This is a genomic window from Variovorax sp. 05N34, from assembly GCF_056397405.1.
Genome location: NZ_JBFTNI010000001.1, coordinates 625,266 through 645,838 on the forward strand (window position 1 = coordinate 625,266; position 20,573 = coordinate 645,838).

General features: G+C 64.2%; 17 protein-coding genes. 2 read left to right on the plus strand and 15 right to left on the minus strand.

The window, feature by feature from the left end; all coding sequences use genetic code 11:
- From AC1DMA_RS03080 to AC1DMA_RS03130, 11 genes are all read right to left on the minus strand, one after another.
- Nucleotides 1-1,212, minus strand: coding sequence for a c-type cytochrome (locus tag AC1DMA_RS03080; protein ID WP_478126748.1), 1,212 nt, complete (start codon nucleotides 1,210-1,212; stop codon nucleotides 1-3).
- 83 nt (nucleotides 1,213-1,295) lie between these two features.
- Nucleotides 1,296-1,982, minus strand: a complete 687-nt coding sequence (locus tag AC1DMA_RS03085; protein WP_478126749.1) for a c-type cytochrome — start codon at nucleotides 1,980-1,982, stop codon at nucleotides 1,296-1,298.
- A gap of 252 nt (nucleotides 1,983-2,234) precedes the next feature.
- Entirely contained in the window at nucleotides 2,235-3,242 is a 1,008-nt protein-coding gene (locus tag AC1DMA_RS03090) for a YeiH family protein (protein ID WP_478143178.1), read from the minus strand.
- Between the two features lie 7 nt (nucleotides 3,243-3,249).
- Entirely contained in the window at nucleotides 3,250-4,878 is a 1,629-nt protein-coding gene (locus AC1DMA_RS03095; protein WP_478143179.1) for a 3-(methylthio)propionyl-CoA ligase, read from the minus strand.
- A gap of 49 nt (nucleotides 4,879-4,927) precedes the next feature.
- Nucleotides 4,928-6,286 carry an MFS transporter gene (locus AC1DMA_RS03100; RefSeq protein WP_478143180.1) on the minus strand — a complete coding sequence of 453 codons (1,359 nt, stop codon included), beginning with the start codon at nucleotides 6,284-6,286 and terminating at the stop codon, nucleotides 4,928-4,930.
- 11 nt (nucleotides 6,287-6,297) lie between these two features.
- Complete coding sequence (locus tag AC1DMA_RS03105) at nucleotides 6,298-7,269, minus strand: quinone oxidoreductase family protein (RefSeq protein WP_478126524.1); 972 nt, start codon at nucleotides 7,267-7,269, stop codon at nucleotides 6,298-6,300.
- A 38-nt stretch (nucleotides 7,270-7,307) separates the two neighbouring features.
- A complete protein-coding gene (locus AC1DMA_RS03110; protein WP_478143181.1) occupies nucleotides 7,308-7,898 on the minus strand; it encodes an RBBP9/YdeN family alpha/beta hydrolase in 591 nt (196 codons plus the stop codon).
- A 3-nt stretch (nucleotides 7,899-7,901) separates the two neighbouring features.
- Nucleotides 7,902-8,960, minus strand: coding sequence for a beta-keto acid cleavage family enzyme (locus tag AC1DMA_RS03115; RefSeq protein WP_478143182.1), 1,059 nt, complete (start codon nucleotides 8,958-8,960; stop codon nucleotides 7,902-7,904).
- Between the two features lie 62 nt (nucleotides 8,961-9,022).
- Nucleotides 9,023-9,871, minus strand: a complete 849-nt coding sequence (locus tag AC1DMA_RS03120; RefSeq protein ID WP_478143348.1) for a TauD/TfdA dioxygenase family protein — start codon at nucleotides 9,869-9,871, stop codon at nucleotides 9,023-9,025.
- Between the two features lie 186 nt (nucleotides 9,872-10,057).
- Nucleotides 10,058-12,751 (minus strand): helix-turn-helix transcriptional regulator, encoded by a 2,694-nt coding sequence (locus AC1DMA_RS03125; protein WP_478143183.1) that lies wholly within the window; start codon nucleotides 12,749-12,751, stop codon nucleotides 10,058-10,060.
- Nucleotides 12,752-12,900: 149 nt separating this feature from the next.
- Nucleotides 12,901-13,494, minus strand: a complete 594-nt coding sequence (locus AC1DMA_RS03130; RefSeq protein ID WP_478126528.1) for a hypothetical protein — start codon at nucleotides 13,492-13,494, stop codon at nucleotides 12,901-12,903.
- A gap of 129 nt (nucleotides 13,495-13,623) precedes the next feature.
- Between AC1DMA_RS03130 and AC1DMA_RS03135 the strand changes: the two genes are divergently transcribed.
- Both AC1DMA_RS03135 and AC1DMA_RS03140 read left to right on the plus strand, forming a co-directional pair.
- A complete protein-coding gene (locus AC1DMA_RS03135) occupies nucleotides 13,624-14,418 on the plus strand; it encodes a DUF2092 domain-containing protein (RefSeq protein WP_478143184.1) in 795 nt (264 codons plus the stop codon).
- A gap of 11 nt (nucleotides 14,419-14,429) precedes the next feature.
- Complete coding sequence (locus tag AC1DMA_RS03140; protein WP_478143185.1) at nucleotides 14,430-15,131, plus strand: hypothetical protein; 702 nt, start codon at nucleotides 14,430-14,432, stop codon at nucleotides 15,129-15,131.
- Nucleotides 15,132-15,189: 58 nt separating this feature from the next.
- On the opposite strand, the gene AC1DMA_RS03145 is transcribed toward AC1DMA_RS03140, so the two are convergent.
- The 4 genes from AC1DMA_RS03145 to AC1DMA_RS03160 form a co-directional block, all read right to left on the minus strand.
- Nucleotides 15,190-16,809 (minus strand): bifunctional aspartate transaminase/aspartate 4-decarboxylase, encoded by a 1,620-nt coding sequence (locus AC1DMA_RS03145; protein ID WP_478143186.1) that lies wholly within the window; start codon nucleotides 16,807-16,809, stop codon nucleotides 15,190-15,192.
- Nucleotides 16,810-16,873: 64 nt separating this feature from the next.
- A complete protein-coding gene (gene aspT / locus AC1DMA_RS03150) occupies nucleotides 16,874-18,568 on the minus strand; it encodes an aspartate-alanine antiporter (RefSeq protein ID WP_478143187.1) in 1,695 nt (564 codons plus the stop codon).
- Nucleotides 18,569-18,588: 20 nt separating this feature from the next.
- The gene (gene fabI, locus AC1DMA_RS03155) at nucleotides 18,589-19,377 is read right to left on the minus strand and encodes an enoyl-ACP reductase FabI (protein WP_478143188.1); all 789 of its coding nucleotides are present in this window, start codon (nucleotides 19,375-19,377) and stop codon (nucleotides 18,589-18,591) included.
- Entirely contained in the window at nucleotides 19,374-20,570 is a 1,197-nt protein-coding gene (locus AC1DMA_RS03160; RefSeq protein ID WP_478143189.1) for an acetate/propionate family kinase, read from the minus strand. Before AC1DMA_RS03160 ends, fabI begins: the two co-directional genes overlap by 4 nt.
- Between the last annotated feature and the right edge of the window lie 3 nt (nucleotides 20,571-20,573).

Consider the following 20,573-nt stretch of genomic DNA (forward strand, 5'->3'; position numbering starts at 1 on the left):
CTATTCGGGAACGAGCGTTCGCAATTCGCTCACGCTGGCGGCGGTCACCGGCGTTCCGCTGTTCTCCCAGGCGACGCGGACATAGGTGACGACCGCCGCCACCTCGTCGTCATTGAGGATGTGCGAGAAAGGCGGCATACCGTGGGGCTTCGGGTTGCGCTTCGTGCCGGGCGCATAGCCGCCGTTCAGCACCATGCGGATCGAGTTGACCGGGGAGCTCATCGTGATCGACTGATTGCCGGCGAGCGGCGGAAACTGCGGCGGATGTCCCTTGCCTTCCTCGCCGTGGCACATGACGCATTGCGTCGCATAGATCTTGCGTCCGAGCTCCATCACGTTCGGACTGACCAGCCGCGCACTGCTCGGCGGCGGTGGTTCGGAGTCCCGCTGTGGAAGCTCCTTCAAATAGACCGCCATCGCCTCGACATCCGCGTCGGAGAGGTATTGGAGGCTGTTGTAGACCACCTCTGCCATGGGCCCGTAGACAGTGGCGCGATCCGAAATGCCGGCCTGCAGCAGATCGCCGATTTCCTTCAGGTTCCAGTTGCCGAGTCCCGCCTCGCGGTTGGAAGTGAGGGACGGCGCATACCAGTTCTGATTCGGGATCATCCCGCCTTCGAACTCCTGCGATGTCTTCGAGCCGCCAAGCTTGTTGATTGCCGTGTGGCACATGGCGCAATGCCCGAGGCCTTCGACCAGATAGGCGCCTCGATTCCACTGCGCCGACTTGCTCTTGTCGGGCGCGTATTCGCCCTGCTTGAAGTAGAGCGCTCGCCAGCCGATCAGCAGGTCGCGCTGATTGAACGGGAACTTCAATTCATGGGGCCGATTCTTCTGGCTGACCGGCGGCACGGACATCATGTAGGCGTAGATGGCGTCCGAGTCCTCGCGCGTGACCTTGCTGTACGACGCAAAAGGCATCACCGGGTACATCAGCGAACCGTCTCGCGAGACACCCTGATGCATCATCCGGTAGAAGTCCTCGGAGGTCCAACGGCCGATGCCGGTCTCGTCGTCGGGAGTCACATTGGGAACATAGAGACTGCCAAAGGGGGTCGCCATCGCGCGTCCGCCCGCGAATTCCTTGCCCCCGGGTGCGGTGTGGCAGGCGATGCAATCTCCGGCGCGTGCCAGATATTCGCCCTTGTTGATCGTCTGCGTCGTCGCGCTCACTTCGACCTTCCCCGGCTCCTCCGGAAGGTATCCGGGCATGAAGTAGAAGAAGCCGGCGACGAGCACCGCGACGACCACAAGTCCGGCGAGAAGGAGGTTGCGTGTTCCTCTGCGCATGACGCCTACATCTGGCTGCCGCATGACAAGGGCATGCGCTGGAGGTTGGAGGACGCGGGAGAAGGATCGTGCGGCGGGTCCTGGCTCGACAGCCAGGTCGCCACCGCGTACACATCCGCTTCGGACATCCGGTCGGCGATGCGCTTCATGCAATCGGGCTGCGCGGCCTGCCGGTTGCCCGTGCGCCACCGCGTGAGCTGCGCAACGATGTAGGACGAACGCAATCCCACCAGCCCCGGGATGCCCGGCTCCATCCCGGTGAGTCCGGGGCCGTGGCATGAAATGCAGGGCGGTATCTGCTTGCTCGCATCGCCCGCGACGGCGATCGTCGCGCCGCGCTTGATCACCGAATCCGGCCCCGTAGGCGGCAGATTGGCTTCAAACGCGGGACGCTGCTTGGCGAAGTGCTCGGCGATCTCCCGCAGATAGGCGTCCGGCAGATAAGCCACCAGGTAGTTCATCGGCGGATAGACCCGCTTGCCGTCACGGAAGGCGACCAGTTGGTTGTAGAGATAGGCCGCAGGCTTGCCCGCGATGCGCGGAAAGTACGGGTTGCTGGTGCCTTGTCCGCTCTGGCCGTGACAGGTGACGCAGCCTTGGACCCGCGCTTCCATCGAATCGACCGTCTTGAAAGCGGGGATCGCAGGGTCTTGCTGCGCCAGCGCCGCGCGCGCAAAGGCCAGGACGAACATCGCCGTCAGCAGCGCCGCCCGTCCTGGTCTGATGCGAAGGGGTGGCATTCTGTGATCGGCCGTTCCGTCGAGCCTCAGTCCAGACCCGAGACCATGAGGCCGGCGGAAGCAACTGAACATGAAGCCGGCAACGCGTGGAGCTTCATCATCATGGACGTTCCTTTCTGCCTTCTGGTTACGAGCCCAGCAAAAAATTATGATTCCGCCGCAGATGCACGTATTGACGATTGTCAGTTCATCGCAAAGCGCCGTTCAGGACAACCAGTGCATCATCGCAAGGACGAGTCCGATGAGAAACACAGTCTCACCGACCATCAGCGCCACCGGTTTGAGGCCCACCGTCGCCAGCTCGCGCAATTGCGTCTTCATGCCGATCGCAGCCATCGATGTCACCAGACACCATTGCGAAAGGTCGGTGCCCAGCTTGGTCAGGCCGGCCGGAACCCATCCGGTGCTGTTGATCGCGAGCAGCACCGCAAACGCCACCGCGAACCAGGGCAGCAACGGCGGCCGGGGTCCGCCGGCGCTTTTGCCGCCAGCGCGTGTACACATCACGGCAAAAGCGATCACCGGCAGCAGCATGGCCACCCGCAGGAGCTTGACGAGGGTGGCCACGTCGCCGGTCTCGCGCGACATGCTGTAGCCTGCCCCGACGACTTGCGCCACGTCATGGATGGTGCCGCCGAGGAAAATCCCGGCCGCGCGCGGGTCGAGTCCCAGCAGATGCGCCAGGAGGGGGTAGACGACCATCGCCAGTGTCGAAAGCGCCGATACACCTATCACCGTGAACAGCGTTGCGCGTTCCTTGCCCGGATGGGCAGGCAGCGCGGCTGCGAGCGCCAGCGCAGCCGAAGCGCCGCAGATGGCGGTTGCGCCACCGGTGAGCAAGCCGAACAGGCTCTGGAATCCGAGCAACTTCGCGGCAATCATCGAAACGGAAATGGTGACCACGACGCAGATGACCACCAGCAGCACCGGATGCCAACCTAGCGCTGCGACCTGGCCCATGGTGATGCGAAACCCCAGCAGCGCGACCCCGCAGCGCAGCACTTCGCGCGCAGTGAACCCGATGCCGGCCGCGCAGGCGCCGTCGCTCGAGAGGAAGTTCATCGCCATGCCGAGAATCAGCGCGAACAGCATGACGGGCGCGCCATAGTGCTGCGAAAGCGAAGTCGCGGCGATCGCCACAACCAGGCTGGCAAGTACGCCAGGAAAGAGCGTGCGGCCGCGAGTCGGCAAGGCCGCGAAGGTCGTGATCATTGGGTTGTCAGGCTTGTGCGAGCAGGTGGTTCTGGAAAACGTCGCGCAGCTTGTTCTTCTGCACCTTGCCAGTCGGCCCCAGCGGAATGCTGTCGACGAAGACCACGTCGTCCGGCGTCCACCATTTGGCGATTCGCCCGTCATAGAAGGAGAGAAGTTCATCGCGCGTGACGGACTCACCCGGCTTGCGCGTCACCACGAGCAGCGGGCGCTCGTCCCATTTGGAGTGACGGGCCGCAATGCAAGCCGCGAGCGCCACTGAAGGGTGTGCCATCGCGATGTTTTCGAGGTCGATCGAGCCGATCCACTCGCCGCCGGACTTGATCACGTCCTTGCTGCGGTCGGTGATCTGCATGAAGCCCTCGGCGTCGATCGTGGAGACATCGCCCGTGGGGAACCAGCCGTCGACCAGAGGAGCATCGCCCTCGCCCTTGAAGTAGTCGGAGATGATCCACGGACCACGCACCATCAGCTCGCCGGCGGTGACGCCGTCGTGCGGCAGCTCGGCACCGTCTTCGCCGACGATCTTCATGTCGACGCCGAACACCGGCCTCCCCTGCTTGGCCTGGATGGCGAGACGCGCCTCGGCATCGAGACCCTGTTGGCGTGGCTTGAGCGTGCAGACGGTACCCACCGGGCTCATCTCGGTCATGCCCCAGGCGTGCAAGACCTTGACGTCGTAGCGTTCCTGGAAGGTGCGCATCATCGCGGGCGGGCACGCCGAGCCGCCGATGATGGTGCGGCGCATGGTGCTGAATTCGAGTCCGTTGCCTTCGACGTGCGTCAACAGGCCTTGCCAGACGGTGGGCACGCCAGCGGAGACAGTGACGCCTTCGCTTTCAAAGAGGTTGTGCAGCGATTTCCCGTCGAGCCATGGGCCCGGAAACACCAGCTTCGCGCCGACCATGCAAGCGGCGTACGGCAGACCCCACGCGTTGACGTGGAACATCGGGACGACCGGCAGGATGACGTCGTTGGCGGAGCAGTTCAGCGCATCCGGTAAAGCGGCCGCATAGGTGTGCAGCAGGGTCGAGCGGTGGCTGTAGAGCGCGCCCTTTGGATTGCCGGTCGTGCCTGACGTGTAGCACAGCGACGAAGCAGACTTTTCGTCGAACACAGGCCAATCGAATTCAGGCGAATGCGCCTCGACCAGCTCTTCGTAGCACAGCAGATTCGGCACCTTGGACGATGCAGGCATGTGCGCCCGGTCGGTCATCGCGACGAAAGCCTTGATCGTCGATACATTGGACGCGATCGCCTCCACCAGCGGCAGAAAGGTCAGGTCGAAGAACAGGATCTGGTCTTCGGCGTGGTCTGCGATCCACGTCACCTGATCGGGATGCAGGCGCGGGTTCAGTGTGTGCAGCACGGCACCCGAACCCGAGACTGCGTAGTAAAGCTCCATGTGGCGGTAGCCGTTCCACGCCAGTGTGCCGATGCGGTTGCCGAACGCAACGCCGCGCGCGGCCAAAGCACCGGCAAGACGCCGTGAGCGCTCGGCCAGATCGCGATACGTGTAGCGGTGAACATCGCCCTCCACGCGCCGCGACACGATCTCCTGCTCGCCATGATGGCGTTCCGCGTGGGTCAGGAGCGTGGAAATCAGCAGCGGCTGCTCCATCATCAATCCGTTCATGGATGTCTTCTCTTTCAATTCGTCGAATTCATTGGATGGAGCGGTCCGCTCAAGCCATTGCCTGGCGCCCGGGGGCGACGGAGTCGGCTCGCGCCTCGTGCTCGGCTGCCTCTCCCGCACGCTGCAGATCGCTCTCGTAGGTGCGCGCTGCAATCAGGAGCGCTGCGGCAGCCAGCAGGCTGAAGAGCGGCACGACCATCAGCGCCCGCTCCAGCGACCACGCATCTGACAGGAAGCCTGCAATGAGCGGCCCCAGGGCGAGGCCGAACAGGTTCTGGAAAAGCGAGAGCACCGAAGCGCCGGTTGCGCGAATGCCAGGATGGATCACTTCGATCACTGCGGCAGCCACAGGGCCGACGGTGCAGGTCATCAGAAAGCCCCCAAAGGCAAGCACGCCGAACTGCGCACTGGCAGTGAGCTGAAGGCCGATGCTCGAAGCGCCGAAGGCCAACATCAGCACGACCATGGAAGCGACGCACAGCAGCGCCGTCGAGTACAGCTTGAACTTCGGGCGACGACGCCCCGAGTAGTCGACCACGGCGCCCCACACCACGCTGCCCAATGCGCCGCAGAGAACGACCAGCGAAGCCTTGATGGCGGCCTGTTCCGGCGCCATGCCATGAACCCGGTTCAGGAAGCTCGGCAGCCATGACCAGATCGCCGAGACCGCAATCAGTTGCAGTGGAGCGGCGATGCACAGCCAGAGCATGGTGCGCGAGCGAACGAGCGCATGCACGATGGCACTGGCCGTATGGCGCGCCGAGCTGGTCGCCTGGTCGAGCCGCGGAGTGAGCTTGACCGTCGGGTAGTCGCGCACCTTCAGGTACAGCAGCGCAAGGATCAGCCCAGGAATGCCGACAGCACCGAATGCAGCCTTCCACCCGAAATGGGCGGCAATGACGCCACCCAGCATCACGCCCAGCACCGAACCCACAGAGGCCGAAGCGAAGAAGCCGGCGAGGACCGCACCGCGAAGGCGCGACGGAAAGTGGCTGGCGATCAACGCGGCGCCGACGGAGCCGTAGCCCGCTTCGCCCAGGCCGACCGTTGCACGTGCCGCGAGCAAGGTGCCGTAGCTGCGGGTGAACATGCAGGAGATGGATGCCAGGCTCCAGATGGTGGCCATGACAACCACGCTCTTGACGCGGCTGGCGCGGTCGGCGAACAAAGCGACCGGAATGCCGGCGAGCGCAACCGTGACCGACACCGCCGAGACAAGTCCGCCGAGTTGCTTGTCGGAGAGGCTCCATTCGCTCTTCAGGTACGGGAAGAGCGACACGATGACCTGTCGATCGATGTAGTCGAACATCATCAGGGCGACTGTCATGGCAAAGGCGAACCAGGCCTGCCCGCGGGTGAACAGGTATCCGTCCCTGCCCGGCATTGCTTGTGTTGCAGCGATATTCATTGCATCCCCCATCAGGGCACAAGAACGGTGGCGCCGACGGTCTGGCGGGACTCCAGCGCAGAGTGCGCGTCCGCCGCGTCCGCCAGCGCGAAGGTCTGCTTCGGCTCGCTCACGATACCGCCGGACAGCACGTGCCCGAACAGCTCGTCCGCCATCGAGAGCATGTGCGCGCGCGGCATGATGTAGTGCATCATCGCCGGCCGCGTGATCCAGATGGACCCCTTGACGGCCAGAGTCATCGTGTCGATGACAACTGGCCCGGACGTCGTGCCGTTGCTCACCAGCACACCGCGCGGGCGCAGGCTGTCGAGCGAAGCTTCGAGCGTGTCCTTGCCGACCGAGTCGTACACCACCGGCACGCCCTTTCCGTCCGTGATCTCGCGCACGCGCTCGGCGATGTTCTCGCGCGAGGTCACGATGACGTGGGCGCAGCCGTTCGCCTTGGCGATCTCCGCCTTCTCGTCCGAGCTGACGGTGCCGATCATCGTGACGCCCATCGCCTTCGCCCACTGGCAGGCGATCGAGCCCACGCCACCGGCAGCCGCGTGATAGAGGATCGTCTCGCCGCCGTGCAGCGGAAAGACTTGGCGGAACAGGTACTGCACCGTCATGCCCTTCATCATCAAGGTGGCTGCAGTGCGATCCGAGACGCCATCGGGCAGCGGAATCAGCACGTCGGCAGGCATGACGCGAACGTCCGAATACGCGCCTTGGGGGCCGATCAGGTAACCGACGCGGTCGCCCACCTTGAACTCCGTCACGCCCGGGCCGATGGCTTCGACGACGCCCACTGCATCGGAACCCAGTCCACTGGGCTTCGGCACGGGATAGCGTCCGGTGCGAAAGTAGATGTCGATGAAGTTCACGGCCACAAAGGTGTGGCGTACGCGAACCTGGCCTTGGCCGGGCTCGCCGACTTCGACGTTTTCGAGCTTGAGCACTTCCGGACCACCGGTGTCGTGCAGGCGAATGGCGAGTGCCATGTTGTCTCCTTGGATCTTGATTCAGGAATGGCGGGCGCTCAGCCAGCCGCGTTGTCGTTGTCTTTGTCGTCGTCGGCGAGTTCATCGATGAACTGCTCGGCCTCGGGCCAGTGGCCGAAGCCGGAGGCCGGATTGAGGTGGCCGACTTCACCGAGGTCGACGAGGCGGCTGCCCCAGTCGCGCGCGAGGTCGGCAACTCTCTCGTACTCGGCGAGCGGATCGTTGCGGCTGGCGGCAACGATGCTCGGAAACGGAAGACGCTGACGCGGCACGGGCAGCCAGCCGCTCGCATTCAGTTGTGCCACTGTGGGATAGCCGTCGGGCATGGGCCGCTCGAAGTCGGGCGGCGCGGCAAGCAGCGCACCGAGAACGGGGCGCCTTGTCTGCAACGCCCAATGCGCCAGCATCACGACGCCGCCGCTGTGCGCGACGATCAACAGCGGCCCTTCGATCGCCTGCGCTTCACGCTCGATGGCATGGACGCGGGCTGCGCAGTCCAGATCCTCGCGGCCCATCGGCGGCACCACGCGCACGCGCGCCAGGCGCTCCGCGAGCAGCGTCTGCCAGTGCGCGGCCACATGGTCGCGCAAGCCGGGGACGATCAGGACAGTGGCAGGCCGCGCAATCATCACTCAGGCCGCCTTGCGCAGGAAGCCCTGGTGGGCGCCGTTGCGGTTGGGAGCGAAGCCGTTGGCCAGCAACGACTCTTCGACCGTGTCGTAGAAGACGCCGATCTTGCTGATCTCACGCGCTTGTTGGGCGGTCGCAATGGGGCGGCCGAATTCGCGTGAGATCCGCACCAACTGCTCGATCTGCTCGACCGTGCTTGCCTTTTTGGTGCGGGACTGGTTCCACAGGTTGTCTTCGGTGCCGGTGCGCACGTGCAGGCCCATGGCGATGCCCATCATGTTGACCGGCAGCACGTTGCGCATCGAGCTTTCGACCGTCAGCACAGCGCCATCAGGTGTGGCGCGCACGAAATTGGCCAGGTTGTAGATGCTCGGCACGTCCATGCCGCCGCCGATCGCCACCCAGTTCATGACCAGCGGGCCCTTGTAGATGCCGCGGCGCATCAGGCGCTCGACCGACTCGAAGCTGTTGATGTTGTAGCACTGGAAAGCGCTCTGGATGCCGGCTGCGTTCAGGCGGCGGATGTGCTCCTCGGCCCAGCCGGGCTGGGAAGGCACTGTCATTTCCTTGTAGGCGTTGAAGACTGCCGGGTCTTCCATCGAAGTGCCCTTGTAGTCCTCGTATTCCCAGTGCTCGACGACGTTCATCTGCGACGTGTTGATGGTCACGGTGACCTGATCGGGCTTGGGATCGAGATCGGCCAGCATGTGGCGCGTGTCGTCGCTCAGCCACTTGGCCGCCGCGCCTTCGTTTTCCGGTGCGAAGCTGATGGAGCCGCCCACCTGGATGATCATCTCGGGCACGGCATTGCGGACGCCAGCGATCAGTTCATTGAACTTCGACAGGCGCTTGCTGCCCTTGCCGTCGAGTTCACGAACATGCAGGTGCAGCACGGTGGCGCCGGCGTTGTAGCAGTCCACTGCCTTCTGGATCTGGTCTTCCATCGTGACAGCGATGTCCTCGGGGAAGTCGGAGGGCACCCACGACGGCGCGTAGGGCGCTGCCGTGATGATCAGGGGCTGCTGGTTTTCGGGGTAAAGGGAACCGTCGAGATAGTTCATGTTGGAGGCTCGTGCAAAAGGTAATTGGGACGAAGGACGAAAGAAGAGCGAAGAACTGCTGTCTAGAAAGTCGCTTCACCGATGATTCCCGCGCGTTCCATCTTCCGGTGGCAGGGCGGGTAATCCATCACGGCGTAGTGCTGTGTGCAGCGGTTGTCCCACATGGCCACGCTGTTGGGCTTCCAGCGGAAGCGCACCTGGTATTCAGGGATAGCTGCCTGGCTGATCAGGTACTGCAGCAGTTGGCTCGCGCCCGGCGCGTAGTCCTGGCCGTAGCGCACGTTGTCGACATTGTGGAAATTGGTGAAGTGCGTCGTGTATGCATTGACGAACAGGACCTTCTCGCCCGTCTCAGGATGCGTGCGCACCACCGGGTGCTCGGCATCCGGGAACTGCGCGTGCAGCGCGAGGCGCTTCTCGATTGGCATCGCGGCGCCGAAGCTGGCTTCGATGCTGTGGCGGGCGCGCAAGGGCGCGATCCGATCCTTCACATGCTGCGGCAGCCGCTCGTAGGCGAGCGCCATGTTGGCCCACGTCGTGTCGCCACCCACCGGCGGGCATTCCACGCAGCGCAGAACGGCGCCGAGCGGTGGCTTCTCGCGCCACGTGGCGTCGCAATGCCAGGAGTTCTCGTAGCGGTCGTTCGGCTGTTCGGGCGACTTGTAGATTCGCACCAGTCCCGGGTTCTCCGGATCGCTGCCGAGCACCGGGTGGGGCTCGAGTTCGCCGAAGTGCCGGGCGAAGGCCACGTGCTCGGCGCGCGTGATGTTCTGGTCCCGAAAGAAAAGTACTTTGTGCTTGAGCAGGAGAGCGCGGATTTCGGCAACCAGCCCGGCGTCGCGCGAGGCGGCGCCCAGGTCTACGTTGCGCAGTTCGGCGCCGATACTGCAGGTCAGCGGTTCGACCTCGATGGAGGTCTTGAGTTCGGGTGTATTCGTCGGGTTCATGGGCCTGTTGTCTCCTGACTCTTGTCGGTAGGAACGGTCCGCGAACAGGCGGCTCCGTAGGCCATGAGAATAGGGAGATGGCCCTTGCGGCGCCCCCTCCTTGCAGCAGGGGCCCTCCCCTTCAGGCCCCTGTAGCGGCGTAACCGCTTGTCAGTCGGACGACTTGATCAGCCCGAGGATCCGGGCGCGGAGAACGACCTGCTTGCGCGTGCCGGCGTCAAGCTTGGCGAAAAGGTTCTTGACGTGCCATTTGATAGTGGTTTCCCCCACCTGCATGGCCCGCCCGATTTCCTTGTTCGACAGGTTATGGGCGAGCAGCTCCAGCACCTCGCGCTCCTTGGGCGTGAGCACCATGCCGTAAGGCGCGGACGGCCGTTGCAGCTCCGGCTGGCTCGAGCGCAAGCCCGGCGCCGCGGCAGGCTCGGGCGCAGCGCCGTGGCGGCTCGATCGGGCGGAGTCTCCAGCGGAGACATTTCGGACCCATTCGCCCAAGTCCGGATGCGCATCCGCAAACACACGGCGCAGCCCGAAGGTTTCCGCAAGATCCATGGCTTCGCGCAGCTGCTTCTGCGAATCCTCTCCGCACTGGTACAGGGCAAAGGCGTGCAGCCCGAGAACCTCGATGCGCAGGCGCCCCTGCTTGATCGTGCGCGCCAGTTCGCCGGCCCGGGACAATGGCGCCATCGCACCGCGCCAGTCCTTTGCCGCAATCGCGGTGTAGCACTGCGCGAGCTCACGCAGGATCTCGACGCTCTCCCGCCAAAGCGGCCCCTTCGGCATTGCCGGGTCTTCCAGCAGCGCATCGATCTCCCCGCAAAGCTGGCGGCAAGTCACGGCGCGATATCGCCTGGCGTGCATTCGCACCTGCTCGCACAGGCTGGCAATGCGCAAGCGCGGCAGATTGCGGGCCCGCCCCGCCGCATCCATGGCACCGAGCAGTTCCAGCGCGCGATGTTCTGCGCCTTCAGCCGCTGCGCTACGCGCCATGGTCCGATAGGCCAGCAGCAGCGATTCAGGCACGCCGCTGTGCTCGAGCACGTCGAGCCGGTCTGCCAGCAATGCCGCGGATTCGCCCGGCCGATCGCACTCCCAGGCCGCCGTGGCAAGCAGCGCGGCGAGCATGCAGCTGAACCGGTTGCGACGGCCCAGTTCGGCTTCTGCACGCGCGACTGCGGGGCGCAGGAGACTTTCGGCAAGCAGCACCTGCCCCTCCCAGATGTAGCTGAGCCCGACGATGAATTCGCCCCAACGCACGGTGTAGCCGACGCCGCCGAAGTCGCCACGCGGCGCCTGTTGCTCACGCAGGCGCGCCAGGGCCGGTTCGCCGGACAGGAGCGCCCGATAGGCGGTGCGGTTGGCATGAACCTGCAGCAGCACCGGATCGTTGATGGGCGGTGCGTCGGACCAGGGGCCGTGCAGTTCGGCGAATCGATCGGGATCGTCCGCGAACACCGACGCGCCACCGAGAATCAGCGCGCACTCATAGCGAAGATCCGTGCCGACCTCGGGCTGCGCCAGGATGCGCGCCACAAGCTGCTCGGCCTCCTGATGCCGCTCGCTGACGCCCAAAGTCCAGGCCGCGGCAAGCAAGAGCCGGGGCCGCCGGTCCAGTTCGTCGGCCGGAAGCTGCGCAAGCCATTCGAGCACGGCGCCCTGCCTGCCGTGTCTCATGATCGATTCGTAGAGGCTGCGTTCGGCAAGCCCATAGGCCTTCTGGTGCTCGCCCGCCGTCAATGCGTGCCGCGCCGCGTATTCGAGCAGCCCGTGCTCGGCGAGCCATTCGGCCGCGCTTGCATGCACTGAAGCCTGTTGCGTCGCATCGAGCGCCGAGAAGAGCTTGCGCAGTACGTCGCGCGCGAGCGTATGCATGCGCAGCCACTCGCCGCCCTCTGATTCAGCGAAGACAGGCGTGTCCCGGCTCAGGCGCGCCAATCGTTCGACGGCGTCTTCGTATCCGCTCACCGAGCGACACAGGTCCGGATGCAGGTGATCGAGGATGGAAATGCGAACGAGGAAATCGCTGTCGCCGGGGTCGAGATTGGCCAGCAGCAGCTTCACGAAATGATCGTGAAGCCTGCCGTCGAGCATCGCCATGCCGGCAACGTCGGCGTGCGCATCGACGCCGCGCGAGATGATCGTCAGCGCAACCTGAACGCCGAGTGGCCATCCTTCAGTGACTTCGTGCAGGCGTGCCGCCGTGTCGTTGTCGACGCGCGCACCGAGACGGCTGCGCACGAGTTCCATGGTTTCGTCGAGCCGAAAGCGCAGCGATGCGGGTTCGACCAAGGCGCACTGCCCGTAGGCGACGAGGTCGTCTATGTCCAGTTGGCAATCGGGGCGCGCAGCAACGATCACGCGCAGGTTCGGCGGCGCGTTGCGCATGAGGTAGACAAGGGCTTCGCGCGAAGCCATCGGCAGGCGCTCCGCCTCGTCGACGAACAGCACGACATCGAGGGCCGCCTGCGCCAGCTCCGCGAGCCAGACGGTGATTCCCTCGAGACCACCCGGACCCACGGCTTCGAGCAATGTGTGCCCGAATGTCGAACGCCCGGAACCGCGCCGCACTGCGAGCGCGAGGCTTTGCGCCAGGCGTTGAGGTTCGTCCTGCGGCTGCGCGAAAAGCCATGCGACGGTGGCGCCGCGGGACAAGTGTTCGAGCCGCCACTGCGCCAACAGGGAAGTCTTTCCGAATCCGGCTGGGGCTTGCACGACCACCGCGGGAAAGTCCCGGATTCCGGGTGCGGTCGACAAAAAGCGCGCACGCGAAACAAGATCACGCGGCACCCGAGGTGGCGAGACCTTGAGCAGCAAGTCGTCGTCGACCTGGTCGGAAGCACGCGTCACAGACGTCCTCTCTTCGAGCGGAGGTTGAGGGCGCCGGTCCGGTGCGGACGGGTGGCTCGGAGGTGCCCAAGTGCGCGTTTGCGACGCCCGCGGGCGCGAGAATTCTAGCGACACGCATCGACCGCACAGGGGAAAGTCCCCCTCCTCGCCTACTTCTTCGCAGGCTCCATCGACAGCGCTACCGCCTCCGTGTAGACCGCATGAACCTGGTCGCCCACCTTGATCATTTTCAGCTGCTCGGGGTCGCGGATGGTCAGGTCGACCTCGTACTCCGTCCCGCGAAGCGTGATCATGTGGGTCTTCCTGTTGACGGCAACCACATTGGCAGTCACCTCGACCTTCTGGCCGACCATGCCGCCCGGAAGCTGGCCTGCCGCCGTCCTGTCGGCCATGGGGGTCTGGACGCTGCTGCGCAGTTCCTTGCCGTCTTTCATGAGGGTCAGTGTCAGCGCCTGCGCGTACCGCACCGACACGGTATCGCCCACCTTGACCTGGTCGAGGTTGCGCGCCTCCGGGCCGACGGTGAAGGCATGCACCCGGCCATGCGAATCCTTGATGGTCACATGGCGATTTGCGAGATCGATCGACTGGACCACGCCTGTCGCCCGGATGACCTCCTTGACGGTACCGGTGCCGGGGCTGGTCGAGGCCGCGACCTCATGGCCGGGCTTGCCCTGCGAAAGAGCAGGGGTCGCCAGCGTGCCCAGAACTGCCGTCGCTGCGAGTAATGCCAGGAACTTCATCAACGTCTCCTTAGTGACTGTCGGAAGATGGTGAGTAGCATGGCCCCAAGGGGGGCGCATGCGATTGATATTCGTCAACGAGCCTATCGAGCCACGCGCGCATGCTCTCTTTTTTTCGAGGTGGATGCCATGAAACTCGCAGGACTCGCATCGGCCATGCTGGCTTTGTCACTGACGACACCGGGGGTCGCGCAAACGCCCCCGGCAGGCACGACAGCACCCACCGCGCCGGCCGCACCCGCTGCGCCAGCCGCCAACGCGGTCGATCCGGCGTCGATCCAGGCTCTCAAGGACATGGGCGCGTACCTGCAGACATTGGGACGCTTCCGGACGTCGACCTCGCTGATGGGCGAGCGCGTTCTGGTCGACGGCCAGAAGCTGCTGCACACCGCCTCGGCGACCCTCGACGTGCAACGGCCGGACAAGCTGCGCGCCCGGATGTGGAGCGTTCGATCGGAACGCGAAATCATCTCCGACGGCAAGACGGTCACCCTCGCCTTTCCCGAGCAGAAGTACTACTCGTCTGTCGAGTTCTCGGGAACGAACGGAGAACTCGTGAAGAAGCTCGAAGACCGCTACGGCTTCGAAGTTCCGCTTTCGGATCTGTTCCTGTGGGGCACGCCCGCTGCGCCCGTGGACAAGATCGAGTCGGCGATGAATGCCGGCCAGGATCTCGTCGGCAATGACCTTTGCGACCACTATGCGTTCAGACAGGGAGATTTCGATTGGCAGATCTGGATCGCCGCTGGTGCCAAGCCCTTGCCGCGCAAGCTCGTCATCACCAATCGCGCCGACGAGGCCCGTCCCCAGTCTGTCAGCGTCATGGACTGGAACCTGAAGCCGGCATTCACCGAAGCGACGTTCAGGTTCACGCCCCCCAAGGGCGCGACAAAGATCGAATTTGTTCCGGCGAAGACCAACTAGAGGAGACCACCATGAACGGATCTTTCAACAGGTTGCTCGCTGCCCCTCTGGCTGCTCTCATGCTGGCCTCCTTCGCCATGATTCCGGCGGCGGAGGCTGCGGGTCGGGACGGCGGCGGCCGGGGAGGTGGTGGTGGCGGTGGTGCTCGCGCAAGTGGCGGCGGCGGCGGCGGTGGCGGTGGTGGAACTCGCGCTCAAGCGGGGGGCGGCGGGGGCGGCGCTCGCGCAGGTGCGGCCGCAGGAGGTGGTGCGGCTGCGGGCGCGGGCGGTGCTCGCGCCCCAGGCGCTGGCGGCGCTGGCAACAGGCAGGGCCAGCAAGCCAACAACGCCAGAGCCGACACGCGCACCAATGACGTTCGCAGTTCCAGCGTCAACAACGTCAACAACAGCACTCGCAACAACAACGTCAATGCGAACCGCAATACCAACGTCAACACCAATGTCAACGCCAACCGCAACACCAACGTCGTTGTCGCCGGCGGTAACAACAACAATTGCTGTGGCGGGTGGGACAACGACTATCACCCCGTCGCCGGTGCGGTAGCGGTCGGCGCTGCAGTCGCGGTGACCACCGCGGCCATCGGCTCGATGGTGAACACCGTGCCTGCCAACTGTGTGCCGGTCAACTATGGCGGCATGGTCTACCAGCAATGCGGAAGCGCCTGGTATCAACCGCAGGCTGGGCAGTATGTAGTAGTGAATCCGCCCTACTGAAGCGGTGGCCGCCGGCGCGCGCCAATGTGGCGCCGGCGTCACCCATGCTTATCGGTTTCTATGACTTCCTCGTCAGCTTGACCCCTTTGGCCCGTTCGAACGAATCGACGTAGCCTCGAGCCACCGCTCGCACCGCACGGCCGATCTTTTCATAGACCTCTTCATCAAGATTGGCGAAGGAGATACGCGCCGACCAGTCCGGCGCCTCGAAGCCACCGCCGTTCAACAGCACGATGCCGTGATCCTCGGCAAGCCTGAAGACGATGTCCAGCGGATGCACGTTTTCCTTGACCCACGCCACCAGTTCCTCGGTGCCATATTTGCGCAGCCAGAATTCGAAGTCGATCAGTCCGTAGTAGTAGTCGAAATGCGGGTTGGCGGACACGTCGATGCCGAGGCCTTCGACCGTCAACATCGCACGCCGATGGCAGATTTCCATGCAGGCCTTCTGGTAGGCCTTCTGCTCGTCCATGAGCTCATAGAGCGAGAAGAGCGACATCATCACCTGCTGGGGCAGCGAGAGCCCCGCCGTGTGATTGAGTGCCACATCGCGGCTGTCGGCGACGACGCGATCGATGAACCGCACTTCGCGCGGATGCGGCGTCAGTGTGCCGTAGCGCTTGTCGAGCTTCTTCAGCGTGGCGTCATCGTGCTTGCCGATGAGTTGATCGAAGACGTTGTCCTCATGCACGGCAATGACCCCGAGGCGCCAGCCCGTGCAGCCGAAGTACTTGCTGTATGAATACACGCCGATCGTGTTGCGCGGATAAGCACCGAGCAACGACCGGAAACCTGGCACGAAGGTTCCGTAGACATCGTCGGTGAGCAGCATCAGGTCGGGCCGCTTCTTCAGGATCTCCCCGATTTTCTTGATCACCGATTCGGACAACGCCATCGCCGACGGATTGCCCGGATTGACCACGAAGAAGGCCTTGATCTTGGGATCGAGAAGCTTGTCCAATTCTTCGTCGGTGAACTGGAACCTGTTCTCCTGCGGCGCATGCACCGTCACGATGTTGAGGTCATAGTCCTCCAGGTGCGGCATTTCCAGGTAAGGCGTGAAGATCGGAACCCCCAGCGCGATCGTGTCGCCGGCGTTGAGCAAGCGGTTGTTCTTCAGCGCCTTGAACGTGTAGCACATGGCGGCAGTGCCGCCTTCGACCGCATAAAGCTCGAAAGTGCCCTTCGGCCTCGGGTCGCCGCACATCGCCCATTGCAGGAACTCGCGCACGATGATCTCGTTGTGCACCAGCATGCGGTCGGGCACAGGGTAATGGTCGCCGATGATGGAGTCGACCAGTTCGTTGACGAAAGCATCGGGCTTGAAGCTGAACTTCAGCACCGCCCATGGAACCATCCGCTTCAGGAAATCGACGCCCGGCAGATCGTCGTGCTTGGCGAGCCATGCTTGCAGGCGTTCAGCACAGCCTTCCTCACGCGGGATGCCGCCGATGCCCGGCGGCACGTCCATCACGCGCTTGGTTTCCTGCACCGCGAAGAGACCCAGCGTGAAGAATGCTTCGCGCGGCTCCGTCGCAACCCAGTTGGGGTTGCCTCGCCCGGCATTCAGATAGGAGATCGCCGCGGCCTTGGCCGCCTTGGTCGCCGAGTCGGCGAGGAAGTTCTTGATCTCGAAAGGGCCGAGCGCTTCGTAGTTGCGCAATGTCAGAAGGTCCATCACTTGCTCCTTGATACGAAAAGGCCGCGGTCGTTGTCACGACCGTGGGCGACGAAGGCACCGATCAACCTGGATTGATCTTCATCATCACGATCACGATGAAAAGGCCCCAGATCGTGAGGAAGGTATTGCCTACTGCGTAAGGCATGCCGTAGCCGAGCGCCGGGATGTTGCTCTTCGCCGCGTCCTGCACCATGCCGAGCGCGGCGGTCGTGGTGCGTGCACCGGCACAGCAACCCAGCAGGATGGCCGGGTCGAAGCGAAAGATGAAGCGCGCCACCACGATGGCGAGCAACAACGGGACAGACGTGGCGACCACGCCCCAAAGGAACAGGCTCACACCGAGCTTCTGCAAGCCGCTGATGAAGTCCGGCCCGGCGTTGATGCCGACGATCGCGATGAAGACGTTCAGGCCGAGGTTGTTGAGAATCCAGAGCGCAGGCGCCGGGATCTGACCGAACTTGGGCTTGATGGTGCGGTAGTAGCCGAGGAACAAACCCGCCAGCAGCGCACCGCCCGAAGTCGACAGGCTGATCGGCACGCCGCCGATCGTCACGCTCAGCACGCCGATCAGGCCACCGATCAGGATGCCGGCCGACATGAAGGAGATGTCCGTTGCGTCGGTCGGGCGGTCCGCATAGCCGAGGACCTTCACGACCGCGTTCACGTGGTCGATGCTGCCGCCGATGCGGATCACATCGCCTCGGAGGATCTCGGTCCCCGGAAGCCGCGGAATGTCGACCAGCTGCCGGGTGATCTTGGCGAGATACACGCCACGCGCCGCCGGCATCTCGGCAAGCTCCGCGATGGTCTTGCCATTGATCGCCTTGTTGGTGATGAACACATCGACCACCGTCGCGCGCATGTCCAGCAAATCGCGGTCATCGATCTCTTCGAGAACCGCCTCGACGTTGTCTACCAGCAGCTTGCGAGCACCGGAGATCGCCACGAGATCGCCGACCTGAAGCACCGAATCCCCCTGCGCCACCATCATCTGGTTGCCGCGCTTGATGCGCTCGAAGAAAACACGCACGCCCGGAAAGGTGTCCTGGCAGCGCTTGCCCGCAAGACCGCTCTTCTCGGTGATGCGATAGCCGCGCAGGCCGAAGCTGTGATAAGCGGAGAGGATACCGGGCTGCGTCGATGCCGCGCCGCCGCCAAGCCGGGTCTCATAGTCCTTGCAGGCCTCCACCAGGTTCACTCCGATCAACTTCGGCCCCAGCTTGGACAGCAGCAGCGCCGAGCCGACGGTGCCGAAGATGTAGGTCACCGCATAGCCGACCGGAATCGCCCCCAGGATGCTCTTGGTGGCCTCGGGCGACAGGCCGGACTTGTTGATCTGGTCGGTGGCTACGCCGATCGAAGCGGAGATCGTCTGCGAGCCGGCATACAGACCCACCGCATAGCCGACGTCGAGACCCGCGAAATAGGCGCAGGCAATCGGCACGACCAGACAGGCAATCATCACGATCAGCGTGAACGCAATCTGCTTGGGACCGTCCTTGCCCAAACCCGCAAAGAACTGCGGCCCGACACCGTAGCCGACAGCGAACAGGAACAGCAGGAAGAAGGCGGACTTGATCGGCCCGGGGATCGACAGCCCCAACTGCCCGATCGCCACGCCCGCGATCAGCGTCGCCGTCACAGCGCCCAGGTTGAACCCGAAGAACTTCTTCGGCCCCAGCCAGAAACCGAACGCCAGAGCGGCAAAGAGACCGAGTTCCGGATACTGCTTCAGCGTTTGCACAAGCCAATCCATGGGGGATCTCCTTCTTTGTGTCAGGCCATGATGTTCACGCCGCCATCGACATAGATGGTTTGCCCCGAGAGCCGCCTCGCATACGGCGTCGCCAGAAAAGCGCACGTGAATCCCACATCCATGATGTCGACCAGCTCACCGATGGGCGCCCGTTGCGCAGCCTCGGTAAGCAGCAGATCGAAATCCTTGAGTCCCGAAGCCGCGCGTGTCTTCAGCGGCCCAGGCGAAATCGGATGCACGCGGATGCCCTTCGGCCCCAACTCGTGCGCGAGGTAGCGCGCCGTCGACTCGAGGGCAGCCTTCACGGGGCCCATCACGTCATAGTTCGGCACCACCTTGTTGGCACCGACATAGCTCATCGCGAACATCGTGCCGCCGCTCGTCATCAGTGGCACGGCGAGGCGGGCCATCCGGATGAACGAGTGGCAAGACACGTCCATGGCCTTGGCGAAGCCCTCGGCAGAGCAGTTGAGCAAACCACCTTGCAAGTCGTCCTTGGGCGCCCAGGCGATGGAATGCACGACGACATCCAGCCGGCCCCAGGTCTTCTCTTTCTCTATTTCCGCAAAGACGGCCTCCAGCTCGCCCGGCTTGGACACGTCCAGCGGCATGAAGATGCCGGCGTTCAGTTGTCTGGCGAGCGGTTCGACGTGCGCCTTTGCCTTCTCATTGAGATAGGTGACGGCAAGGTCCGCGCCAAGCTCCTGAAACGCCTTGGCGCATCCGTACGCAATCGAATGCTCATTCGCGATGCCGCAGACCAGCACCTTGGCACCCTTGAGGAGCGGGCGAGAAATCTCGACGGTCACGATGCGGCTCCTTGCATGCCTGCCACCCTCAACGTGTGGCGCGCGATCATCAGCTCTTCATTCGTCGGCACGACCCAGACCGCCACGCGACTGCCCGAAGTGCTGATGCGTTCGGCGCCGGCCCGGTTGGCCTCGGCATCGAGTTCGACGCCGAGCCATGCAGCGTCCCGGCACACACGCTCGCGAATCGCGCTCGCGTGCTCGCCGATTCCCGCCGTGAAGACAAGGGCGTCCACGCCGCCAGCGGCAGCCGCGAGCGAGCCCAGTTCCCGCCCGATGCGATAGGTGTAAAGGTCGACCGCGAAACGTGCGCGTTCGTCATCGCTCGCCAGGAGCGCACGCATGTCGCTCGACACACCCGAAACACCGAGCAGCCCCGATTGCTTGTAGATCAAGTCTTCGATCGCCCGGATGTCCATGCCCCGTTCATCGATCAGGTAGAGGATCACGCCCGGGTCGAGCGTGCCTGATCGCGTGCCCATCGGCAGGCCGTCGACCGCCGTGAACCCCATGGTGCTGCACACGCTTCGGCCCCCCACCATCGCGCACATGCTGCTGCCGTTGCCCAGATGCGCGACGATCGCACGCCCGGCTGCAGCCTTCGCATCGATGTTGGGCAGCGCGCTGGCGATGTACTCGTACGAAAGCCCGTGGAATCCGTAGCGCCGCACTCCAAGGTCGGTGATGGACGGCGGCAGCGCGAAGGCCTGCGCCACCTCCGGCTGGGCGCGATGAAAGGCCGTGTCGAAGCAGGCGACCTGGATGATGTCCGGCCGCAACTTCGCGACCACTTCGATGGGCTTGAGGTTGTGCACCTGGTGCAGCGGCGCGAGGGGACTGAGCTTTTGCAGCGCCGCGACGACTTCTGGCGTTGCACGAACGGCCTGCGTGAAATCCAGACCTCCGTGAACCACGCGATGACCGACCGCGACCAAGCTGTGGTTGGCAGAGTGATCGCGAAGGAAGCCCACCAGATGCCCAACCGCCCCGTCGTGTCCCAGCGCGGCGCCCTCGCCCCAGTCTTTGGACCCGATCTCGGCGCCGTGCGCGTCGCGCGCGACGAACTTCGGGGCGGTGTAGAGACCTTCGACCTGGCCCTGCATCAACGCGTGTCCGTCGTCCGCACGGGCATCGAAGACGCTGAACTTGATGCTGGAAGAACCGGCATTGAGCACGAGGACTACATCCGCCATGCC

Excerpts from the sequence above, each read along its gene's own strand:
- AC1DMA_RS03080 (WP_478126748.1), bottom strand. The coding sequence starts at position 1,212 with ATGCCCGGATACCTTCCGGAGGAGCCGGGGAAGGTCGAAGTGAGCGCG.
- AC1DMA_RS03085 (WP_478126749.1), bottom strand. The coding sequence starts at position 1,982 with ATGTTCGTCCTGGCCTTTGCGCGCGCGGCGCTGGCGCAGCAAGACCCT.
- AC1DMA_RS03090 (WP_478143178.1), bottom strand. The coding sequence starts at position 3,242 with ATGATCACGACCTTCGCGGCCTTGCCGACTCGCGGCCGCACGCTCTTT.
- AC1DMA_RS03095 (WP_478143179.1), bottom strand. The coding sequence starts at position 4,878 with ATGAACGGATTGATGATGGAGCAGCCGCTGCTGATTTCCACGCTCCTG.
- AC1DMA_RS03100 (WP_478143180.1), bottom strand. The coding sequence starts at position 6,286 with ATGAATATCGCTGCAACACAAGCAATGCCGGGCAGGGACGGATACCTG.
- AC1DMA_RS03105 (WP_478126524.1), bottom strand. The coding sequence starts at position 7,269 with ATGGCACTCGCCATTCGCCTGCACGACACCGGTGGTCCGGAAGTGCTC.
- AC1DMA_RS03110 (WP_478143181.1), bottom strand. The coding sequence starts at position 7,898 with ATGATTGCGCGGCCTGCCACTGTCCTGATCGTCCCCGGCTTGCGCGAC.
- AC1DMA_RS03115 (WP_478143182.1), bottom strand. The coding sequence starts at position 8,960 with ATGAACTATCTCGACGGTTCCCTTTACCCCGAAAACCAGCAGCCCCTG.
- AC1DMA_RS03130 (WP_478126528.1), bottom strand. The coding sequence starts at position 13,494 with ATGAAGTTCCTGGCATTACTCGCAGCGACGGCAGTTCTGGGCACGCTG.
- AC1DMA_RS03135 (WP_478143184.1), top strand. The coding sequence starts at position 13,624 with ATGAAACTCGCAGGACTCGCATCGGCCATGCTGGCTTTGTCACTGACG.
- AC1DMA_RS03140 (WP_478143185.1), top strand. The coding sequence starts at position 14,430 with ATGAACGGATCTTTCAACAGGTTGCTCGCTGCCCCTCTGGCTGCTCTC.
- AC1DMA_RS03145 (WP_478143186.1), bottom strand. The coding sequence starts at position 16,809 with ATGGACCTTCTGACATTGCGCAACTACGAAGCGCTCGGCCCTTTCGAG.
- aspT (WP_478143187.1), bottom strand. The coding sequence starts at position 18,568 with ATGGATTGGCTTGTGCAAACGCTGAAGCAGTATCCGGAACTCGGTCTC.
- AC1DMA_RS03160 (WP_478143189.1), bottom strand. The coding sequence starts at position 20,570 with ATGGCGGATGTAGTCCTCGTGCTCAATGCCGGTTCTTCCAGCATCAAG.